Annotated in this window: 14 protein-coding genes; 6 read left to right on the forward strand and 8 right to left on the reverse strand. The window is 73.0% G+C overall.

All coding sequences use genetic code 11. The annotated features are described in order from the left end of the window. From WA788_RS23830 to WA788_RS23855, 6 genes are all read right to left on the reverse strand, one after another. On the reverse strand, positions 1-642 hold a 642-nt coding region (locus WA788_RS23830; RefSeq protein WP_335980619.1), incomplete at its 3' end, for an ABC transporter ATP-binding protein. A gap of 11 nt (positions 643-653) precedes the next feature. Continuing rightward, positions 654-1,586, reverse strand: coding sequence for an ABC transporter permease (locus tag WA788_RS23835; RefSeq protein ID WP_335980621.1), 933 nt, complete (start codon positions 1,584-1,586; stop codon positions 654-656). Further along, positions 1,579-2,502, reverse strand: coding sequence for an ABC transporter permease (locus WA788_RS23840; RefSeq protein WP_335980622.1), 924 nt, complete (start codon positions 2,500-2,502; stop codon positions 1,579-1,581). The genes WA788_RS23835 and WA788_RS23840 overlap by 8 nt, the downstream gene beginning before the upstream one ends. A 78-nt stretch (positions 2,503-2,580) precedes the next feature. Then, positions 2,581-4,215 (reverse strand): peptide ABC transporter substrate-binding protein, encoded by a 1,635-nt coding sequence (locus tag WA788_RS23845; protein ID WP_335980625.1) that lies wholly within the window; start codon positions 4,213-4,215, stop codon positions 2,581-2,583. 430 nt (positions 4,216-4,645) lie between these two features. Next, entirely contained in the window at positions 4,646-6,511 is a 1,866-nt protein-coding gene (gene typA, locus WA788_RS23850; protein WP_335980627.1) for a translational GTPase TypA, read from the reverse strand. A 282-nt stretch (positions 6,512-6,793) separates the two neighbouring features. Next, positions 6,794-8,548: an ABC transporter family substrate-binding protein gene (locus WA788_RS23855; protein WP_335980630.1), complete on the reverse strand. Its 1,755-nt coding sequence runs from the start codon at positions 8,546-8,548 to the stop codon at positions 6,794-6,796. A gap of 421 nt (positions 8,549-8,969) precedes the next feature. Between WA788_RS23855 and WA788_RS23860 the strand changes: the two genes are divergently transcribed. From WA788_RS23860 to WA788_RS23875, 4 genes are all read left to right on the forward strand, one after another. After that, the gene (locus tag WA788_RS23860) at positions 8,970-9,257 is read left to right on the forward strand and encodes a hypothetical protein (protein WP_335980632.1); all 288 of its coding nucleotides are present in this window, start codon (positions 8,970-8,972) and stop codon (positions 9,255-9,257) included. A gap of 138 nt (positions 9,258-9,395) precedes the next feature. Further along, the gene (locus WA788_RS23865) at positions 9,396-10,244 is read left to right on the forward strand and encodes a hypothetical protein (RefSeq protein WP_335980634.1); all 849 of its coding nucleotides are present in this window, start codon (positions 9,396-9,398) and stop codon (positions 10,242-10,244) included. 1 nt (position 10,245) lies between these two features. Further along, positions 10,246-12,207: a fumarate reductase/succinate dehydrogenase flavoprotein subunit gene (locus WA788_RS23870; protein WP_335980636.1), complete on the forward strand. Its 1,962-nt coding sequence runs from the start codon at positions 10,246-10,248 to the stop codon at positions 12,205-12,207. After that, entirely contained in the window at positions 12,204-12,977 is a 774-nt protein-coding gene (locus tag WA788_RS23875; RefSeq protein WP_335980637.1) for a succinate dehydrogenase/fumarate reductase iron-sulfur subunit, read from the forward strand. Before WA788_RS23870 ends, WA788_RS23875 begins: the two co-directional genes overlap by 4 nt. A 34-nt stretch (positions 12,978-13,011) precedes the next feature. On the opposite strand, the gene WA788_RS23880 is transcribed toward WA788_RS23875, so the two are convergent. Both WA788_RS23880 and WA788_RS23885 read right to left on the reverse strand, forming a co-directional pair. Next, the gene (locus WA788_RS23880; protein WP_335980638.1) at positions 13,012-14,586 is read right to left on the reverse strand and encodes an ABC transporter substrate-binding protein; all 1,575 of its coding nucleotides are present in this window, start codon (positions 14,584-14,586) and stop codon (positions 13,012-13,014) included. Next, a complete protein-coding gene (locus WA788_RS23885; protein ID WP_335980639.1) occupies positions 14,583-16,739 on the reverse strand; it encodes an ATP-binding protein in 2,157 nt (718 codons plus the stop codon). Before WA788_RS23885 ends, WA788_RS23880 begins: the two co-directional genes overlap by 4 nt. 426 nt (positions 16,740-17,165) lie before the next feature. On the opposite strand from WA788_RS23885, the gene WA788_RS23890 reads away from it, so the two are divergent. Both WA788_RS23890 and WA788_RS23895 read left to right on the forward strand, forming a co-directional pair. Continuing rightward, on the forward strand, positions 17,166-19,316 hold the full coding sequence (locus WA788_RS23890) for a TPM domain-containing protein (RefSeq protein WP_335980641.1): 2,151 nt from the start codon (positions 17,166-17,168) through the stop codon (positions 19,314-19,316). 76 nt (positions 19,317-19,392) lie between these two features. Further along, a complete protein-coding gene (locus tag WA788_RS23895) occupies positions 19,393-20,109 on the forward strand; it encodes a PspA/IM30 family protein (protein ID WP_335980643.1) in 717 nt (238 codons plus the stop codon). Positions 20,110-20,138: the final 29 nt, after the last annotated feature.

Consider the following 20,138-nt stretch of genomic DNA (forward strand, 5'->3'; position numbering starts at 1 on the left):
CGCGAGCAGGTCCATCACCTGCGCCTGCACGGTGACGTCCAGCGCGGTGGTCGGCTCGTCCGCGATGATCAGGTCCGGCTCCAGGGCCAGCGCCATCGCGATCATGATCCGCTGGCGCATACCGCCGGAGAACTGGTGCGGGTAGTCGCCGATCCGGTCCTTCGCCGCCGGGATGCGCACCCGGTCCATCAGCTCGATCGCCTTGGCGCGGGCCTGCTTGCGGGACATCCCCTGGTGCACCCGGAACATCTCGCCGAGCTGGTAGCCCACGCTCAGCACCGGGTTGAGCGAGGACAGCGCGTCCTGGAAGATCATCGCGATCTTCCGGCCGCGTATCCGTCGCCGCTGCTCCGCGGACATCTTCAGCATGTCCTCGCCCTGGAAGAGGATCTCGCCGTGCGTGATCCGGCCGGGCGGCATGTCCAGGATGCCCATCACGGTCTGCGCGGTGACGGACTTGCCGGACCCGGACTCGCCGAGCACCGCCAGCGTCTCGCCCGCGCGCACGGAGTAGTTCACGCCGTTGACGGCGCGGGCCACCCCGTCGCGGGTGTGGAACTCCACGTGCAGGTCGCGCACGTCGAGCAGCGGGGTGGTGGACGCGGGCGCCGCGGCGCCCGCCCTCTCGTCGGTGACAGTCAACGTGACGCCTCCTAGCGCAGCTTGGGGTCGAGGGCGTCGCGGACCGCGTCGCCGAGCATGATGAACGCCAGCACGGTGATGCTCAGCGCGCCCGCGGGCCACAGCAGCATGTGCGGCGCGTTGCGGATCTCGCTGGACGCCTGGGAGATGTCGATGCCCCACGAGACGGCCGGCGGCTTGAGGCCCACCCCGAGGAAGGACAGCGTCGCCTCCAGCGAGATGAACGTGCCCAGCGCGATGGTGGCCACCACGATGATCGGGGCGAGCGCGTTGGGCGCGATGTGCCGCAGCAGCATCCGGGTGTTGCTCGCGCCGAGCGCGCGGGCGGCCTGGACGTAGTCCTGCTGCTTGGCGGTGATCACCGCGCCGCGCGCGATCCGGGCGATCTGCGGCCAGCCCAGCAGCACGATGAAGACCGACACGGTGGTGACGGTGCCGCCCTTGACCACCGACAGGAACACCACGCCGCCCAGCAGGATCGGGATGCCGAAGAAGACGTCGCTGATCCGGGAGAGGATCGCGTCCCACCAGCCGCCGAAGAACCCGGCGAGGCCGCCGAGCAGCGAGCCGAGCACCGCGACCCCGATGGTGGAGAAGATGCCCACCGACACCGACGCGCGGGCGCCGTACACCGTGCGGGTGTAGACGTCGCAGCCCTGGGTGTCGAAGCCGAAGGGGTGCCCGGAGGTCGGCCCCATCTGGGACTTGGCCAGGTCGCAGGAGAGCGGGTTGCCGCTGGCGATCGCGCCGGGCCAGAGGGCGATGAAGACCAGGAAGAGGATGAGCAGGCCGGAGACGTAGAACATCGGCTTGCGGCTGAGGTCCCGGAGCGCGTCGGACCACAGGCTGCGCGCCTTCGCGCGCTCCCCGCCGGTCACGGCGGACGGCGTGGGGACGGTGCCGGCGGCGTCGGCCACCGCCTGGCTGTCGGTCATCTCAGGCATACCGAATCCTCGGGTCCAGGACCGCGTAGAGCAGGTCGACGAGCAGGTTGGCGGCGAGGAAGATGATCACCAGGATGGTGACGAAGCCGACCACCGTCGGGGGGTTCTGCCGCAGGATGCCCTGGTAGAGCTGGTAGCCGACGCCGTGGATGTTGAAGATCCGCTCGGTGACGACCGCGCCGCCCATCAGGGCGCCGACGTCGGTGCCGAGGAAGGTCACCACGGGTATCAGCGAGTTGCGCAGCAGGTGCACGGTGACCACGCGGCGCCGGGGCAGGCCCTTGGCGACGGCGGTGCGCAGGTAGTCGGCGCGGGAGTTCTCCGCGACCGAGGTCCGGGTCAGCCGGGCCACGTACGCCAGCGAGACGCCCGCCAGCACCAGGCCCGGCATGATCAGGTCGCCGATCGGGGCGCCCTCGGCGACCGCGGGGTTGGCGACGTGCCACTTGACGCCGAAGAAGTACTGGAGCAGGTAGCCGGTGACGAAGGTGGGGACGGCCACCACGATCAGGGTGAACGCGAGCACCCCGGAGTCGGCCAGCCGCCCGCGGCGCAGGCCCGCGATCAGGCCGAGGCCGACACCGGCCACCGCCTCGATCACGAACGCGACCAGGGTCAGCCGGATGGTGACCGGGAACGCGGTGCCCATCAGCTCGGTGACCGGCTGGCCGTTGGCCGAGGTGCCGAAGTCACCGGTGAAGATCTGCTTCATGTAGTGGACGTACTGGGCCGGGAGCGGGTGGTCCAGGTACATCGCGTGCCGGATCTGCGCGGCGGTCGCCGGGTCGGGCGCCTTGTCGCCGAACATGGCCGCCACGGGGTCGCCGAGGGCGTAGACCATGACGAAGATCAGAAACGTCGTGCCGATGAAGACCGGCACCATCTGGAGCAGTCGCCTGATGACGTAGCGCCCCATGTGTCCTCCAGGGATCGGACCAGACGGTGGTGCGCGCCCGCCCCGGGGTCGCCGGGGCGGGCGCGGCACGGCATCAGGTCAGCTGTTGACCGTGATGTCCGTGTAGACGGGGTAGCTGAACGCGTTCTCGGTCACGTTCGAGACGCGAGAGGACCAGCCCGCCTCGCCGTTCTGGTACCAGAGCGGGATCACCGGCATATCGGTGAAGAGCAGCTTCTCGGCCTGCTGGTAGAGCTGCGTGGCCTTGGTGGTGTCCGGCTCGGCGTTCGCCTGCTTGATCAGCGCGTCGAACTTCGGGTTGCTGTAGTGCGAGTCGTTCGAGCTGCCGTTGGTCGCGTACAGCGGCGTCAGGAAGTCGTCGATCAGCGGGTAGTCCATCTGCCAGCCCGACCGGAACGGGTTGGTCATCTCACCCTTGGTGATCTGGTTCCGGAAGTCGGCGAAGGTGCCGGTGGGGGCGCCCACGCACGCCTTGTTGTCGCCCAGCACGTTGTTGATGCTGTTGCAGACCGCGTCCACCCACTGCTTGTGCGAGCCGGAGTCGGCGTTGTAGCCGATCGTCATGTGGCCGCCGGGGATGCCGCCGCCGGCCTTGATCAGCTCGCGCGCCTTGGCCGGGTTGTACGTCACCGCGTCGCCCGCGATGGTCGCGCTGTAGCCGCCGGCCGCGCCGAGCACGGGCGAGGTGAGGTCGCCGGCCGGGGTGCGGGTGCCCTGGAAGATCTTCTGGGTGATGGTCTTGCGGTCGATCGCCATCGACAGGCCGAGCCGGACCTTCTCCATGCCCGCCTTGCTCCAGGACTTCTGGTTCAGCGGGAAGGAGACGGTCTGGATGATGCCGGCCGGCTGGTTGAGGTAGCGGCCGTCCAGGTCGGACTTGGCGTGCGTGAGCTGCTCGGCCGGGATGTCGTCCAGCACGTCCAGGTTGCCGGCCTGGAGGTCGGCGTAGGCGGTGTTGGAGTCGGTGTAGACCTTGAGCAGCACGCCCTTGTTCTTCGGCTTGCTCGGGCCGGTGTAGTACGGGTTCGGGACCAGCTTCATGCTGGAGCCCTTGCTGTACGACACGACCTTGTACGGGCCGTCGCCGACCGGCTTGTTCAGGTACCCGGCGTGGTCGGTGAAGAACGACTTCGGCAGCGGCGCGAACGCCTTGTAGCCGAGCCGGTCCGGCCAGGTGGAGAACTTCTGGGTGAGCTTGACGGTGAAGGTGGAGCCGTCGACGACCTTCAGGCCGGACATGGTCTTCGCCGTCGGGGAGCCGCTGGCCGGGTGGACCTGGTCGTAGCCGTCGATGTCCTCGAAGAAGTACGCGTTGAGCTGCTTGTTGGTGAGCAGCGCGCCGTAGTTCCAGGCGTCGACGAAGGAGCTGGCGGTCACCGCGGTGCCGTCGGAGAACTTCAGGCCCGGCTTGAGCTTGATGGTGAAGTTCTGCTGGTCGGTGGTGGTGATCGACTGGGCCGCCTCGAGGTTGGCCTTCCCGGTCTTCGGGTCGTACTCCTTGAGGTCCATGAAGATCATGTCCAGGACCTTGCCGCCCTGCACCTCGTTGGTGTTCGCCGGCTCCAGCGGGTTCTGGGGGTCGCCCCACCAGGCGCGGACGATCCCGTCGTCGGAACCGCCGGCGTTGTCCGTGCTGCCGGAACCGCAGGCGGTCGCGGCCAGCGCCACCACTGCCGCTCCTACGACCCACTTGGCGCTCTTGGCACCGCGCATGGGTATGCCTCCTCAGGAGTCACTGTCGATACGTGTGTCGATGTACGGAGGCCGAACGCCTCTGACACCCCTGACAGCGACTGCGGCCTACCGCGCCCGAGAGTCGGCGGTGTGACCGCGCGTGACCCATTGACCCGAGCTCAACCCGATCCACTATCCGTCACGGTGGACGGCCTCGGAGCAGCCCTGGTCACGCCCAGATCACGGCGCCAGGCATATGCCATCCTGAAATCCGGACAATCTGGAACGTATACAGACACCAACAAAACGGGAAATGTGAATTAACTAACGGACGGGTGTGTCCGATATTCGGACGCGCGACAGCGGCCGCCGGTCGCTGACCGGACAGCCGCTCGGGCCGGCGGCACCGCCGCCGGACATGCCGGAGGGGCGCCGGGCATCGCGCCCAGCGCCCCTCCGGTGGACGTGGCTACCGCTTGGCGCGGGCGGCCGCCCGGCCGCGCTCCTTCTGGTCCAGGACGACCTTGCGGATGCGCACGGTCTCCGGGGTGACCTCGATGCACTCGTCGTCGCGGCAGAACTCCAGCGACTGCTCCAGCGACAGCTTCCGCGGCGGCACGATCGACTCGGTCACATCCGCGGTGGACGACCGCATGTTGGTGAGCTTCTTCTCCTTGGTGATGTTCACGTCCATGTCGTCGGCGCGGGAGTTCTCGCCGACGATCATGCCCTCGTAGACCTCCGTGGTCGGCTCGCAGAACAGCACGCCGCGCTCCTGGAGGTTGGTCATCGCGAACGGCGTCACGACACCGGCGCGGTCCGCGACCAGCGAGCCGTTGTTGCGGGTGCGCAGCTCGCCGAACCACGGCTCGTGGCCCTCGAAGATGGAGTGCGCGATGCCGGTGCCGCGGGTCTGGGTGAGGAACTCCGTCCGGAATCCGATCAGGCCGCGGGACGGCACGATCCACTCCATCCTGATCCAGCCCGAGCCGTGGTTGGTCATCGTCTCCATCCGGCCCTTGCGGGTCGCCATCAGCTGGGTGATCGCGCCCAGGTGCTCCTCCGGCGAGTCGATGGTCATCCGCTCGATCGGCTCGTGCAGCTTGCCGTCGATCTCCCGGGTGACCACCTCGGGCTTGCCGACGGTCAGCTCGAAGCCCTCCCGGCGCATCGTCTCGACCAGGATCGCCAGCGCCAGCTCACCGCGGCCCTGCACCTCCCAGGCGTCCGGGCGCTCGGTCGGCAGCACCCGCAGCGAGACGTTGCCGACCAGCTCGCGCTCCAGCCGGTCCTTCACCAGGCGGGCGGTCACCTTGTGGCCCTTGCCGCCCTTGCCGACCAGCGGCGAGGTGTTGGTGCCGATCGTCATCGAGATGGCCGGCTCGTCCACCGTGATCAGCGGCAGCGCGATCGGGTTCTCCGGGTCGGCGAGCGTCTCGCCGATCATGATGTCGGGGATGCCCGCCACCGCGCAGATGTCACCGGGGCCGGCGGACTCCGCGGGCTTGCGGGTCAGCGCCTCGGTCATCAGCAGCTCGGTGATGCGGACGTTGGAGACGGTGCCGTCCCGCTTGATCCACGCGACCGTCTGCCCCTTCTCCAGGTGCCCCTGCTCGACCCGCAGCAGCGCGATCCGGCCGAGGAAGTTGTCCGCGTCGAGGTTGGTGACGTGGGCCTGGAGCGGCGCGTCCTCGTCGTACGTCGGCGCGGGGACGGTGGACAGGATGGTCGAGAAGAACGGCTCCAGGCTGTCGCTGTCGGCCGGCACCGTGCCGTTCTCCGGCTTGGTGAGCGAGGCGATGCCGTCGCGCGCACACGCGTAGACGATCGGGAACTCGATCTGGTCCTCGTCCGCGTCCAGGTCCAGGAACAGGTCGTACGTCTCGTTGACGACCTCGTCGATCCGGGAGTCGGGGCGGTCGGTCTTGTTGATGCACAGGATCACCGGCAGCCGTGCCGACAGTGCCTTGCGCAGCACGAAGCGGGTCTGCGGCAGCGGGCCCTCGGAGGCGTCCACCAGCAGCACCACCGCGTCGACCATGGACAGGCCGCGCTCGACCTCGCCGCCGAAGTCGGCGTGGCCGGGGGTGTCGATGATGTTGATCGTGACCGGGTCGCCGCCGTCCTTCGGGTGGTACCTGACGGCGGTGTTCTTCGCGAGAATGGTGATGCCCTTCTCGCGCTCCAGGTCGTTGGAGTCCATCATCCGGTCGTCCAGATGCTGGTGCGCGGCGAACGCGCCCGCCTGCTTCAGCATGGCGTCCACCAGGGTCGTCTTCCCGTGGTCGACGTGGGCGACGATGGCGACGTTACGGATGTCGTGGCGCGTGGACATGACTGCGGCGCTTCTCCCGGGATCGTGGATGGCGTCGCGCCTTCTCCTTCAACGCGAATCGCCCGCCGGGCAGGGTCACGCCACGGCCTCACCCTATGGTAGGCGAGCCACGGGGTACCCGAGCGACTGCGGCCCCCTCCGGGTGGGCACGGAGGGGGCCGAGCGAATACAGGGGCGCGTGGGGGTACCTCCCAGGCGAAGCTCTGGGGGAGAACTGCGCGACAAGCCACCCACCGGGGGTGGTCCCGGAACCGACAGGACCACCCGAGCCGGAGGGTCCCGTTACCGGCGGAACCCGATGTTCTGGTACGCCGGCGTCTCGAAGCCGAAGGCCCCCGCGTTGGCCACGTCGGTCCGCAGCGCGACGACCTCGGGGCGCTGGTAGAGCGGGATCGACGCCGCGGCCGCCCAGATCCGCTCGTCGGCCTGGTCCGTCAGGCTCCGCGCCTGCTTCGCGTCGAGCTCCGTGCCGGCCCGCGCCATGAGCTGGTCGATCTGGTCGGTGCCGACCCGCGTGTAGTTCTCGGCGACCGCCAGCGACCCGTCCGGCGCGGGCACCGGCTTCGCGAAGATCGGCGTGTCGTCGGTCGCCGGGAACGCGGTGCCCGGCCACGAGTACAGCGCCAGGTCGAAGTCGCCGGACGCGACGTGGTCCTGGAAGTAGCTGTCCTCCGCCACCTTGCTGATCTCCGTGCGGATGCCGATCCGCGAGAGCATCCGCGCGATCTGCCCGCCGACCTGGTCCAGCGTCGGCGAGTCCGCCGGCAGCACGAACCGCATCGTCAGGTCCTTGCCGTCCTTCGTCGCCGCCCGCGCCGGCTCCACCACGGTCAGCGCGCCGGACGCGGTGACCCGGCCCGACCCGGCCGGCCCGGCCGCCTTCTCCCCGGTCTTCCCGGCGGCCGGCTGCCGCCAGCCGGCGTCCGCGAGCAGCGCCGCGGCCTGCTCGGTGTCGGCCTTGCCGAGCGCCGAACTGTGGTCCACGTAACCCTCCTGCGAGGGCAGCACCAGGTGGTTGCCGAGCGGCTCGGCGGTCAGCCCGACCGGCGTGAGGACGGTCGCCGCGATCTTCTTCCGGTCGATCGCGCGGGCCACCGCGTGCCGCACCTTCTCGTCGGCGAGCGGACCGGAGCTGCCGTTCAGCGCGAGCTGCGCATAGGCGGCGTCCGGCGCGGTGCGCACCCCGACGCCCGTGGTGCGCTTGGCCGCGGCCAGCTCGTCCGGGTCGATCTCGGCGACGTCCAGCTTGCCCGCGGCCATCTGCGCCGGGCGCTTGTCGCGCGGCACCGCGGTCAGCACGATCTTGTCGAGCTTGGCCCGCGCGCCCCACCAGTGGTCGTTGCGGGCGAGGGTGACGGTCCCGGCGTCGGTGTCCTCCGCTTTCACCGTGAACGGCCCGGCGGACACCGGCAGCGAGGTGCGCACGCCGTCGTTGAAGGCGTCCGTGCTGCCGGTCACCGACTTCGGGTACAGCGGCGCGAACAGCGAGCGCCAGTCGGCGTAGGGCGTGGCGAAGGTGACCTTGACCTGGTGCGCGTCGGCGCCGCGGCTGATCGCGGAGATCCGGTCGTAGCCGGCGTTGCGGGCGGTCCAGAACGCGCTGTTCTTCCCGCCGAGCGCCTTCCACTGCGCGACGAAGTCGTCGGCGCCGATGGCCCGGCCGTCGCTCCACTTCGCCCGCGGGTTGAGGTCGTAGGTGACGACCTGGCGCGGGTCCTGGGCGGTGACGCTCGCGGCGGTGGCGTAGTCGGTGTCGAGCTGCGGGGTGCCGTGGGCGTCCAGCCGGAACATCGCGGGCAGGGTCGCGCCGGTGACGGTGGTGGTGCCGGCGTCCGCGTCGGACTGGTAGGCGTTGAGGGTCTTCGGCATCGCGTCGACGGCCCAGGTCAGGGTGCCGCCGTCGCGCACCCCGGCGCGGGAGACGGCGGCCACGTCGGTCCCGGCGGTGCCGGCCGCCTTGGTCCCGGACGAGGAGCAGGCGGTCAGCGCGGTGGCGCCGGCCGCCACCGCCACGGCGACGCACACCGTGGTCGACACGGCACGGCGGCGCCGCCGAGGAGGGGCCGGCGGTACGGCGGTCGGTTGCGCGCTGCGGTTCATGGGCTCGGACACCTCCGCGGCCCGGCAGGCGCCGCTCTACGGCGCACGACCGGGACGTCATCGATCGGCCTGAAGCACGGGACGGGGGCAGCGGGGGCTCCGCCCTCGCTGCAAGAAGAGCTGTGCCCGCTGCGGCCCGGGACACGACGCACCTGTGCCCGGGGTCCACCCGGACGGCTCAGAAACCGCCGCCGACCGCCGTACGGGCGGGCCGTGCGGGTCCGGCCGGTTCCGGGCCCGGTCCGTGCAGCGGTCTTCACAAGAGCCGGTGTGACACGCGACACTCGCAGCGCTGCTTCGCACCTTCGCACCTTCGCAGCTCCGTAACTTCGCACGGCGACCGATGGCGAGGGCACCCATGTCCCTGCACGACGACCTGACTTCGGTCCAGCGGCGGCTGGACGACCTGATGCGCTGCGTGGGCCGGCTCGACGAGCACGCCGGCGAGACCCTGGACATGCGCCGGGTGCGGTCGGCCGCGGACCACCTGCGGGAGAGCCTGAGCCTGCTGCGGGAGTCGGTCCCGGCGGCCGCCCGGCACCGCGTGCCCGAGGTCGTACCGGTGCCGGACGCGCCCTACGACCGCGGGCTGTGGGCCGACGCCGAGGACGAGGGGCTCGGCTCCCCGCACCGGCACGCGCCCTGAGCGGCGCCCCGCCGACCGGTCCCTGCCCCGGCGGTCCCGGCGTACGACGCCGGCGCCGCGCCGCGCGGCCTCATCCCGGCCCCGACCCGCCGCCCCGCCCGGCGGGTGCGTTCCCCGCCCTCCACCGCGGAGTGACCCTTGTCGACCGGAACCGCACCGAACTCCCCCACCACCCCGCCCTCCCCCGCGCGCACCGCCCGCGGCGTCGGCAGCCCCGGCCGCGCGGCCATCTCCGCGCCGCACCTGAGAACCGACCGCTGGTGGCTGCCGCCGCTGGTCAGCGTGCTCGGGCTGGCCGCGTTCGTCGGCTACTCGACCTGGCGGGCGTTCGCCGGCGCGCACTACTACGCGGCGCCGTACGTGTCGCCGTTCTACTCGCCCTGCCTCGCCTCGAACTGCACCGACATGAACGGCGGCGCCGACTGGCACCTGTTCGGGAACTGGTGGGGGCCCTCGCCCGCGCTGCTGGTGCTGGTCTTCCCGCTGGGCTTCCGGCTGACCTGCTACTACTACCGCAAGACGTACTACCGCTCGTTCTGGCTGTCGCCGCCGGCCTGCGCGGTGGCCGAGCCGCACGCGTCGTACAGCGGGGAGACCCGGCTGCCGCTGATCCTGCAGAACGTCCACCGCTACTTCTTCTACCTGGCCGTGGTGGTCGCGGGCATCCTCAGCTACGACACGGTGCTCGCCTTCCGCGACCGGCACGGCCACTGGGGCCACGCGGGCCTGGGCACCCTGGTGCTGCTGGTCAACATCGCGCTGATCTGGGCGTACACCCTGTCCTGCCACTCCTGCCGGCACATCATCGGCGGCAAGCTGCGGCACTTCTCCGCCCACCCGGTGCGCTACCGGCTGTGGGGCTGGGTCGGGGTGCTCAACGGCCGCCACATGCTGCTCGCCTGGTCCTCGCTGGTCAGCGTCGGCGTCGCGGACCTGTACGTGTACCTGGTGTCCAGCGGCGTCTTCGACGATCCGAGGTTCTTCTGAGATGAGTCATGTGGAACGGCACGCCTACGACGTGGTGGTGGTCGGTGCGGGCGGCGCGGGGCTGCGGGCCGCGATCGAGGCCCGCGCGCAGGGCCTGCGCACCGCGGTGATCTGCAAGTCCCTCTTCGGCAAGGCCCACACGGTGATGGCCGAGGGCGGCATCGCGGCGAGCATGGGCAACGTCAACTCCGGCGACAACTGGCAGGTGCACTTCCGCGACACCATGCGCGGCGGGAAGTTCCTCAACCAGTGGCGGATGGCCGAGCTGCACGCCAAGGAGGCGCCGGACCGGGTGTGGGAGCTGGAGACCTGGGGCGCGCTGTTCGACCGCACCGCGGACGGGCGGATATCGCAGCGCAACTTCGGCGGCCACGAGTACCCGCGGCTGGCGCACGTCGGCGACCGTACCGGCCTGGAGCTGATCCGCACCCTCCAGCAGAAGGTCGTCGCGCTCCAGCAGGAGGACCGCGCGGCCGGCGGCGACTACGAGTCCCGGCTGCGGATCTTCCAGGAGTGCACGGTCACCCGGGTGCTGAAGGGCCCGGGCGGCGAGGTCGCCGGGGTCTTCGGGTACGTCCGCGAGTCGGGGCGGCTGTTCGTGATCGACGCGCCCGCGGTGGTGCTGGCCACCGGCGGGGTCGGCAAGTCGTTCAAGGTGACCTCCAACTCCTGGGAGTACACCGGCGACGGGCACGCGCTGGCGCTGCTGGCCGGGGCGCCGCTGATCAACATGGAGTTCATCCAGTTCCACCCGACCGGGATGGTCTGGCCGCCGTCGGTGAAGGGCATCCTCGTCACCGAGTCGGTGCGCGGCGACGGCGGGGTGCTGCGCAACAGCGCGGGCGAGCGCTTCATGTTCGGCTACGTGCCGGAGGTGTTCAAGGAGAAGTACGCGCAGTCCGAGGAGGAGGCCGACGGCTGGTACACCGACCCCGACCACCACCGCAGGCCGCCGGAGCTGCTGCCGCGCGACGAGGTGGCCCGCGCGATCAACTCCGAGGTGAAGGCCGGGCGCGGCTCCCCGCACGGCGGGGTGTTCCTGGACGTGTCCACCCGGCTGTCGCCGGAGGAGATCACCCGCCGGCTGCCGTCGATGCACCACCAGTTCAAGGAGCTGGCCGATGTCGACATCACCGCCGAGGCGATGGAGGTCGGGCCGACCTGCCACTACATGATGGGCGGGGTCGAGGTGGACCCGGACACCGCGGCGGCGACCGGGGTGCCGGGGCTGTTCGCGGCCGGCGAGGTGGCCGGCGGCATGCACGGCTCGAACCGGCTGGGCGGCAACTCCCTGTCCGACCTGCTGGTGTTCGGCCGCCGCGCGGGGCTGTACGCGGCGCGGTACGCGGCCGGGCTGGGTGGGGGCCGCCCCGTCGCGGACGACGCGCAGATCGACGAGGCGGCGGCGGAGGCGCTGCGGCCGTTCACCGCGGCCGACGAGGCGGGGGCGGCCGGAGCAGCCGGAGCCGGCCGGGAGAGCGGGGCCGCGGGAGCCGCCGGGAGCGCCGCCGTCGAGAACCCCTACACCCTGCACCAGGAGTTGCAGCAGGTGATGAACGACCTGGTCGGGATCATCCGGCGGGCCCCGGAGATGGAGCAGGCGCTCCAGCGGCTGGCGGTGCTGCGGGAGCGGGCCGGGCTGGCCGGGGTGGAGGGGCACCGGCAGTTCAACCCGGGCTGGCACCTGGCGATCGACCTGCGCAACATGCTGCTGGTCAGCGAGTGCGTGGCCCGGGCGGCGCTGGAGCGCACCGAGAGCCGCGGCGGGCACACCCGCGACGACCACCCGGACATGGACCGCGCCTGGCGCCGGGTCAACCTGGTCTGCGAGCTGTCGGACGCGGCCGGCGGCGCGGTGGCCCTGCGCCGCCGCGCGACCGCCCCGATCCGGCCCGACCTGCTCGCCCTGTTCGAACCGGACGAGCTGCGGAAGTACCTGACGGACGAGGAGGTGGACGCGTGAGCACGTACACGGCCCGGTTCCGGGTGTGGCGGGGCGACGCCGAGGGCGGCGGCCTCGCGGACTACGACGTCGAGGTGAACGACGGCGAGGTGGTGCTCGACATCATCCACCGGCTCCAGGCCACCCAGGCGAACGACCTCGCGGTGCGCTGGAACTGCAAGGCGGGCAAGTGCGGTTCGTGCAGCGCGGAGGTCAACGGGCGGCCGCGGCTGATGTGCATGACCCGGATGTCGGTCTTCGAGCGGGGCGAGAGCGTGACCGTCACGCCGCTGCGGGCCTTCCCGGTGATCCGCGACCTCGTCACGGACGTGTCCTTCAACTACGCCAAGGCCCGCGAGATCCCGGCGTTCGTGCCGCCGGAGGGCGTCGCGGCCGGGGAGTACCGGATGGCGCAGGTGGACGTGGAGCGCTCGCAGGAGTTCCGCAAGTGCATCGAGTGCTTCCTGTGCCAGGACACCTGCCATGTGGTGCGCGACCACGAGGAGAACAAGGACGCGTTCGCCGGGCCGCGGTTCCTGATGCGCGTCGCCGAGCTGGACATGCACCCGCTGGACGCGGCTGCCGCCGGCGGCGGCCCGACCCGGGCGGAGTCCGCACAGGACGACCACGGGCTGGGCTACTGCAACATCACCAAGTGCTGCACCGAGGTCTGCCCCGAGCACATCCACATCACCGACAACGCGCTGATCCCGCTGAAGGAGCGCGCCGTCGACCGCAAGTACGACCCGCTGGTGTGGCTGGGCGCGAAGATCAGGCGCCGCGACCGGTAGCTCCCGCGCCACGCCGTGCCCGCCGGCCGGCGGCTCATCCGACCGGGGGCGCGGCCGACGGCCATGTCACCCTCAGCACGCGCGGGCTGCCGTCCGGTCCCAGCCGCAGGATCGGGCCGGCCTTGCCGACCGGATCGCTGCCGGTACGACTGGTCTGGTAGTTCGCGGTGAACCGGATCGGGCCGCTCGCCCCGAGCACCTGGTGGGCGCCCTGGAGCGCACCGAGTTCACCGGCCACCGCCTCGGCGGGCGGCTGCCGCTGCTCGGTCAGCCGGATCGCGGACACGCCGGTCAGGGTCGCGTCGTACGCCGTCATGGTGTTGCCGTCGGTGAGGGCGCCGCCGGGGAAGAGCCGCTGGAAGGTCTGGTCGAAGGCGTGGAAGCCGCGGGCGCCGTCCTGCTCGTCCCGCGTCGCGCCGGGCCCGTCGGCCGAGGCCCACTCGTCGGGGTGGGCGACGCCCGCGTAGTCCACCTCGACGTGGCCGTCCAGGTCGCGCCGCAGCTGCGGGGTGATGGCCAGGTTGGGCACGTCGTCGCCGCTGACGATCTCGATCCGCTTGTCCAGGCAGGTGGTGGCGAAGGCGTGCACGAGCACCCCGACGTCCTGGCCGCGGCCGGCGAAGAGCACCACCGCGGGTTGCTGCGCGCAGATGTCCAGCGCCATCTGGCTGATCCGGGTGGCGACTTCCTGCTCGGCGTCGGCCTGGTCCGACTCCGAGACGGCCCGGTCGCGCCTGGTGGTGTCGAACGGTTCCACGTCCACGATCCGGTGGTGCGGCAGGGCGGCGAACTTCCGGAAGCCGCTGACGAGGGTGGCGTCGTAGCTGTCGCCGGCGTTGCCGTCCTCGACCAGCACCGCGCGCGGGTACCGCGCCTGGACGTACGACAGCGCGGCGGCCATGTTGTCCTGGTTGCTCGGGGCGACCCGCACGAAGTTCCTGATGTTGCTGAAGCTGTCGGCGGTGATGGTCGCGCCGACCACGGGGATGCCCCGGCCGGTCAGCTCGCGCACCGCGCGGCTGGTGCCGTCCAGGCTCAGGCCGAGCCCGGTCACCGCCGCCACGTGCTGCGCGGTGGCGTGCTCGATCGTCTCGGTGGCCGCCTTCCACTGGTTGGCCTGGTACCCGTCGCTGCCGATCAGCAGCCGGATGTACGGCGCGACGCCCTCGACGCTCTGCCGGTTGGCGGCGTACTGCGCGGTGTAGGCGCCGCGCACCTGTTCGACGATGCTGGCCATCGACATGATGCTGCCGCTGTGGTCGGAGATCGGGAGCAGGAGCACCACGCTGACGTAGTCCTTCGGGTGTTCCCGGGTGACGGCCCGGTTCTCCTCGCGGACCCGCTGCTCCACGCCGCGCATCCGCGGGTCGAACGCGTAGGCGCCGTCGGTGATTCCGACGCACTCGCCGTTCGCGCCCTCATGGGTGACGGTGGTCGCGCCGGAGCGCATGCACGGCCGGTGGCGGACCCGGTCGACGGCCACCACCGCGCCGAGCAGGGCGGCGACCAGCCCCAGCGCGACCGTCGCGGCCACGGCCGCCCGCATCGGGCGGGGCAGGTTGCCGTACCACTGCTCGTAGGTCCTGAGCGCGCGCGGAACTCTTCTCATCGCTGCTTCCACTCCTCCTCGACCAGGTGGTACTTGCCGGACTCCTCGAACAGCGCTTCGTTGCCGCCGGCGATCGCGGCGAGGTTGCCGTACTCGGCGGCGACCAGCCCGGCCAGGTGGTGGTGCGGGTCGAACGAGCGGTCCCCGTGCAGCCACCGCGCGGCCACCAGCCGCCCGATGGTCCGACCGCGGTCGCGCGGGTCGGGCCGCCCGGCCAGGCCGGTGACGAAGGTGCGCGGATCGCCCTGCGTGCGCAGCCGGTTGGGTGCCGCGGCCACCTGGCCCAGGAGCGACTGCCACTGCTCGGTCGTCGCGCAGCGGTCGTACTCCCGCTCCAGGTAGCCGGCCACCTCGGCGAGCAGCTCGCGGTGGGAGAGGGTGACCCGGGCCAGGAGGTGGTGGTGGCGCAGCGGCTCGTCGTCGCGGCCCGAGTAGTGCGCGGCGTAGCCCTGGTGGGCGCCGTCCCACACCTCGGGGACGGCGGCGAGCCGGCGGTGCAGCAGGACGGCCGCCAGCGGGTGCAGCCGTACTGCGGGCCCGGGGGCCGCGGCCGGTGCGGCCGGGCCCCCGGGCTGCTCCTCGGGCGGCTCGGGCGGCGTCTCCTGCAACCACAGCGTCGCGGCGAGCCGGTGGCGGGCGGCGGCCGCGGAGAACCGGGTCCAGCCCAGGAAGTGCAGCGCCGCGGTGCCGGCGCCCAGCCGGAGGCCGGGGGTGAGCGCGAGCACGGCCATGGTGTCCAGCAGCGAGCCGCCGCCGGGGTCCGCGGCGGGGCCGCCCCCGATGCCGGCGAGGCGGTCGGCACCGAGGGCGGCGAGGCTGTCGTCGAGGCCGTCGGTGAGGCCGTCGCCGTGGTCGTCCGCCAGGATGCGGCGCAGCAGGTATGCGGCCACGGTCGGGCCCCCGTCCCGGTCCGGTGCCGCGGCCCCCGGCCGGGCCGGGCGGCCGGGCGGCGGCCAGTGGTCGGGCAGGTCCTCGGCGAGAGGCAGCGGCCGGTCCAGCAGCAGCCGCGGGTCCCGCGCGGCCGCTTCGGGCCGGGCCAGCAGGTGCGCTAGCCGGTCGACCGCCTCCGGGTGGCCGCCGGTCAGGTCGCGCAGGTGGCTCGCGTCGCGCTTCTGGCTGCCCAGGACGCTGCTGCCGCACATCACCACCACGTCCTCGCGGCCGAGGTCGGTGAGCCTGATCGGATACCACCACACCGGGTGGTCCGCGCCGGCCGGAGCGGCGGGGTGCCGGACGGCGAAGGCCAGCCGGTCGTCGGTCGAGGCGAGCGGGGCCATCGAGGTGTGCGCCCGGCCGCGCCTGGCGGCCACCACCAGCACCGGGTCGGGCCGCTCGCGCGCCCGGTGGCTCTCCCGGCGGCACTCGGCGACCAGTTCCAGGAACAGCTCGCCGGCCCGGCTGCCCGCCTCGTCGAGCAGCAGCAGGCAGTTGGCGGGCCGCTGGCCGCGCAGGGACCGCCCGTTGAAGTCCGCGCGCAGGTCCGCGAGCAGGGCGGCGCAGACCGTCTTCAGTGCCGAGCGGGCGGCGTCCGGCACACTGCTGCGCCCGTGGTGGCGGCGGTGGACCTCCCACAGCCGGTCCGTGGCGCTGCCGCTGCCGGGCGCGTGCTGTTCCAGCCACTGCCGGGCCGCCGCGTCGCCGCGCCGCCGCCGGCCGATTCCGGACAGCAGCGTCCCCACCACCTTGGCGGCGGCCGAGAGCAGCACCTGCTGGTCGGCGGGGAGCAGCGGGGCCGCGCGTGCCGCGAGGCCGTCGAGCGCGGAACTGGCGGCGGCGTCCTGCGGGTCGGCCGCCAGGTACTTCTCGAACGCGGCGCGCCCGCCGCCGTCGTCCACGAAGCTCAGCGCCTTGAAGATCATCCGGGTGCGGCAGAAGCGGACCGGGTGGATGCCCGGGACCCGGCGCCCCCAGCCCCGGACGGCGGCCAGCACGATGTCCTCGACCGCCTCGGCCCGATCCAGGTCGAGGCGGGCGCTCAGGCAGCGCCCGCCGAACTCCCGCCACAGCCGGTCGAGCAGCACCGTGCCGCCGCTGCCGTGCGACCCGACGAGCAGCACCACGGGCAGCGGCCCGCCGGGCACGCCGGAGCGTCTCAGCGCGTCCCGCACGAACTCGACCACCCGTACCCGGCCGTACAGCCTGCCGTCCGTCATCTCCCGTGCCTCCGGCTGTCAGGAAACAGTCCCCCGTGCCCGCGCCGCCGGAACGACCTCGTCCCGTCCGGGGCGCCACGGGCACCGAACGGGGGGCGGCCCGGTACTCCGCGCGGCCTTTCCGCGGCAGCGCGCCACGGTGTTCTCCGCGGCCGGTCTCCGCGCGGCGTGGAAACCGGCTCCCCCGTTCGGCGGAATCCGGAGACTAGACCCGGCCGGTCGGGACCCGTCCCGCATACGGACGGCCTTCCCCTTTCGGGGAACTCCCGCGCCGCTCGCCCGCGCGCCGCGCACCGCGGTGGTATCGGGCCAGGTCGGGGGCCCGGGTGCGGGCCCGCTCCCCGGTCGCGCGACGCATACGCCGCACATACGCTCCCGAAAAGAGCCACGCGGTGGGCCGTGGCGCGGACAGCGGGAGGCAACGCGGTGCGCCACACACGTAAGTCGCCGGCCGCCGCTCTGGCCGTGCTGGCCGCTCTGGCGGTGGGCGGGGTCCTGTCGCCGCCGGCGGCCGCCGACACGCCGATACCCCTGGCCAGGACCGGGCAGGTCACCGACCAGGTGGACGCCCTCCAGGACCGGGCCGGCGAGGTGCGCCTGGCACTCGACCGGCTCTACGACCAGCACCGGGTGCAGCTCTTCACGGTCTACGTCAACGGCTTCTCCGGTGCCTCCCCGCAGGACTGGGCGGACGCGACCGCGGAGCGCAACGGGCTGGGCCGCAAGGACGTCCTGCTGGCGGTGGCCACCCGCGACCGGCAGTACGCCGTCTCCGCCGACCAGCAGTCGGGGCTGTCCCAGCAGCAGATCGACGAGGTGAACGACCGGGCGATCGAGCCGGCGCTGCGGCAGAACGACTGGGCGGGCGCGGCGGTCGGCGCCGCGAACGGCTACGACGCGGTGCTCGGCGGCGACCCCGTCGCCGCCCCGGTGATCACCCCGGGCGCGGCGGACCCGGGCGGCGCGCACAGCCGCTCGACCGGTTCGGTGTGGATTCCGGTGGTCGCGCTGGGCGCGGCGCTGCTGCTGGGCATATGGGCGTACCGCAGGCGGGCGGCGCAGCAGCGGCCGGTGCGCACCTCCGCGGGGCAGGGCGCAGAGCAGTGGCGGGCGCGGCCGAAGCAGCCGGTGCCGGTCACGCCGCTGCCGGAGCTGGACGCGCAGGCGCGCGAGCTGCTGGTGGCCACGGACGACGCGGTGCGCACCAGCGAGGAGGACGTGGGGTTCGCGGCGGCGCAGTTCGGGGATGACGCGGCGCGGCCGTTCGGCGAGGCGGTGGAGTACGCCAAGGACGAGCTGACCGCGGCGTTCCGGCTGCGGCAGAAGCTGGACGACGCGTACCCGGAGGACGACGAGACCCGGCGGCAGATGCTCGGCGAGATCCTGTCGCGCTGCACCCAGGCGAACCGGCGGCTGGACGCGGAGTCGGAGGCGTTCGACCGGCTGCGCGCGATGGAGGCGAACGCGCCGCAGGTGCTGGCGCGGGCCGAGGAGGCCGCGGTGGCGCTGCCGGCCCGGATCGACGCCGCGGCGGCCGCGCTGGGCCCGCTGGCCGAGCGGTACGCCGACTCCGCGCTGGAGCCGGTGGCCGGCCACCCGGACGAGGCCCGCGACCGGCTGGGCTTCGCCCGCACCAGCCTGGAGCAGGCGCAGGAGGCGATCGGCACCGACCACGGCCGCGCGGCCGTCTTCGTCCGCGCCGCGGAGGGCGCCCTGGACCAGGCGGCGGTCCTCGCAGACTCCGTCATCCGCAGGGAGCAGGAGCTGCGCGCGGCCGACACGAAGCTGGCCGAGGCCCTGGCGGAGGCCGAGGCGGACCTCGCCGAGGCCCGGGCGGTCCTCGGCGGACCCGGCGCGGGCGGCGCGAACGGCGCGGGCGGTGCAGGGGATGCGGGCGGGCTGGCGCACGCGGAGCTGCGGGGGCGGGTGGCGCGGGTGGAGAGCGTACTGGCAGCGGTGCGCGGGGAGCTGGCGCAGGGGCGGCCGGACCCGATCGCGGCGCTGCGCCGGGTGGAGGAGGCGGACGCGGCGCTCGACGGGGCGCTGGCCGGGGCCCGGGAGGAGGAGGCCGGGCAGCGCCGGACCGCGGGGCTGCTGGAGCAGGCGCTGCTGGCGGCGCGCAGCGAGGTCGCGGCGGCGCGGGACACGGTCACCACGCACCGCGGCGCGATCGGCAGCCGGGCCAGGACCCGGCTGACCGAGGCCGAGCGCCGGCTGCACCGGGCGGAGGCGCTGGCGGCGGACGACCCGCGGCAGGCGCTGGAGCACGCCCGCGAGGCGGACCGGCTGGCACGGGAGGCGCAGGCGTACGCCCAGGACGACGTCTCCGGCTTCGGCGGGCGGCGCGGGCGCGGCGGTGCGGGCGGCGGCATGGGCGGCATGGCCGGGGTCGGCGGCGCGGTGCTCGGCGGCATCCTGCTGGGCGACCTGCTCGGCGGGGGCCGCAGCCGCGGCGCCGGCATGGGCGGGTACGGCGGCTACAGCGGGTACGGGAGCGGGAGGGGCGGCGGCGCGGGCCCGGGCAGCTTCGGCGGCGGCGGAACCCGCGGCCGGATGGGCGGGGGCGGGAGGTTCTAGACCGCCCGGCCCTCCCCCACAGGACATCGAGAACCGTAGGACACCAGGTGGACACCAGGTCAGCCAAGGAGTGGCGATGACGAAGCAGACGATCCTCGGCCGGGTGGCGCAGCTCGCCAAGGCGAACATCAACGCGCTCCTCGACCAGGCCGAGGACCCGCAGAAGATGATCGACCAGCTCGTCCGGGAGTACACCGACAACATCCGGGAGGCCGAGGACGCCGTCGCCGGCACCATCGGCCAGCTGCGGATGGCCGAGCAGGACCACGCCGAGGACGTGTCCGCGGCGGCGGAGTGGGGCGGCAAGGCGGCCGCGGCCAGCCGCAAGGCGGACGAGCTGCGGGCCGCGGGCGGCAGCGAGGAGGCCGACCGGTTCGACAACCTCGCCAAGGTGGCGCTCGGCCGGCAGCTCCAGTCGGAGAAGGAGGCGCGGGCCGCCGAGCCGGTGATCGCCTCGCAGCGCGAGGTGGTGGGCCAACTCCGCGGCGGCCTGGACGACATGAGGGAGCGGCTGCGGCAGCTCCAGGCGAAGCGGGACGAGTTGGTGGCCCGTTCGCGCAGCGCGCACGCGCAGAACACCATGATGGACGCGGTCAAGAGCGTCAACGTGCTCGACCCGACGAGCGAGCTGGGCCGCTTCGAGGACAAGGTGCGGCGCGAGGAGGCGCGGGCGCAGGGCCGCCGGGAGCTGGCGGCCTCCTCGCTGGACGCCCAGTTCGAGTCCCTGGACGCCCTGGGCGACCGCACGGAGATCGACGCCCGGCTGGCCCGCCTGAAGTCCGGCGCCGCCTGAGGCGCCCCGCCGTGCGGCAGCCGGCGTGC

Source organism: Streptomyces sp. CA2R106 (assembly GCF_037034245.1).
In the GTDB taxonomy this organism is placed as follows: domain Bacteria; phylum Actinomycetota; class Actinomycetes; order Streptomycetales; family Streptomycetaceae; genus Actinacidiphila.

Bases quoted from the DNA above. Each gene is read 5' to 3' on its own strand.
- WA788_RS23835 (WP_335980621.1), bottom strand. From the start codon at position 1,586: ATGCCTGAGATGACCGACAGCCAGGCGGTGGCCGACGCCGCCGGCACC.
- WA788_RS23840 (WP_335980622.1), bottom strand. From the start codon at position 2,502: ATGGGGCGCTACGTCATCAGGCGACTGCTCCAGATGGTGCCGGTCTTC.
- WA788_RS23845 (WP_335980625.1), bottom strand. From the start codon at position 4,215: ATGCGCGGTGCCAAGAGCGCCAAGTGGGTCGTAGGAGCGGCAGTGGTG.
- typA (WP_335980627.1), bottom strand. From the start codon at position 6,511: ATGTCCACGCGCCACGACATCCGTAACGTCGCCATCGTCGCCCACGTC.
- WA788_RS23860 (WP_335980632.1), top strand. From the start codon at position 8,970: ATGTCCCTGCACGACGACCTGACTTCGGTCCAGCGGCGGCTGGACGAC.
- WA788_RS23870 (WP_335980636.1), top strand. From the start codon at position 10,246: ATGAGTCATGTGGAACGGCACGCCTACGACGTGGTGGTGGTCGGTGCG.
- WA788_RS23880 (WP_335980638.1), bottom strand. From the start codon at position 14,586: ATGAGAAGAGTTCCGCGCGCGCTCAGGACCTACGAGCAGTGGTACGGC.
- WA788_RS23885 (WP_335980639.1), bottom strand. From the start codon at position 16,739: ATGACGGACGGCAGGCTGTACGGCCGGGTACGGGTGGTCGAGTTCGTG.
- WA788_RS23895 (WP_335980643.1), top strand. From the start codon at position 19,393: ATGACGAAGCAGACGATCCTCGGCCGGGTGGCGCAGCTCGCCAAGGCG.